This window comes from Sutcliffiella halmapala, assembly GCF_050107295.1.
Classification (GTDB): Bacteria; Bacillota; Bacilli; order Bacillales; family Bacillaceae_I; genus Sutcliffiella_A; species Sutcliffiella_A halmapala_A.
In genome coordinates this window covers 1-1,025 of sequence record NZ_JBNIKR010000030.1, presented here as the reverse complement: position 1 = coordinate 1,025, position 1,025 = coordinate 1, and the positions used below count along the sequence as shown (strand labels likewise).

The window sequence follows — 1,025 nt, the reverse complement described above, 5'->3', positions numbered from 1 at the left end:
AAAGTCAAATCTGTATTTGTATCAATCTTCACCGAAATTTACTTCAATCAGATAATCAGATGATGCTGTATTTTCGAAGCTTTCTTCTGTGATATTTCCTTGATCATCTCTTTTTTCTCCCGTTTTCTTCATTGCGAATGTTGAAATATAATAGCCTTCAACTGGAAGTTGTTCCTTATCTAATAATTGTATTTCCCCATTTGATACGAAAAAGTGAGTACCATTTTCTACTGCATAATTGATACGTTCTCCTGTACTTCGTATTACATATGAAGAAAAGTCACCCTTTTCATGAGTAATATCTTTAATATCAAGTACATTTAGATTATCAAAGAAAAGGCCAGCTTCAATTAATCGATCGTATTGGAGCCATGTATCAAGCTGACTATTCTTAATTCGATACCTACTCTTATCAAAATCATATTGAATTTGATAAAGATTAAAGCTATTGCCCTTTTGTTCGAGTAGCTGCCAACTTATGTCTGTCATTCTACCATTTTTAACATAGTCAACTTCAAAATCCTCAAGCTTTATATTGTGGTTCTCTAGCCTTAATTCTTGCTTAAGCAGCTCATATTCCTCTTGAAAGTTCATCGTATATACTGAACCAAGTTCATGTTCGATAAATTTGAGACGGCTATCCCATTCATGAATGGCAAATGGCAAAATCCAATGGACCAGTATAAATGCAAGAACACCAAAGACAGTTGCCATTCTTTTTACATCTATATTTAATGTCGGTCGAAAAAATAACAGGTACACTATAAACCCAAGAGGAAGTGAAAATTGATTGAAATTAAAAGCAAAAGAACCTAATATAAAGTATCCAATTATTTTTAACAGAAAATAAGATTCTTCATCGTTCTTTTTCCACACTAACAAAAAGAAACTAGTAATTAATATTACTGTGTAAATAATAGTTGCCATTCTTACCCCCTATCTGGCAGGAAAAGATTTGAGCTGAGCAAGCCTAAGTTTAATATTCCTCTTTGTTTATGTCATTTCTTTCTTCAACTATCCTGCCC

Annotated in this window: 1 protein-coding gene; it reads right to left on the bottom strand. The window is 32.6% G+C overall.

Annotation, left to right across the window (positions count from 1 at the left end; all coding sequences use genetic code 11):
• Window positions 1–21: 21 nt before the first annotated feature.
• Window positions 22–927: a hypothetical protein gene (locus ACQCT5_RS22870; protein WP_499645412.1), complete on the bottom strand. Its 906-nt coding sequence runs from the start codon at window positions 925–927 to the stop codon at window positions 22–24.
• Window positions 928–1,025 lie beyond the last annotated feature (98 nt).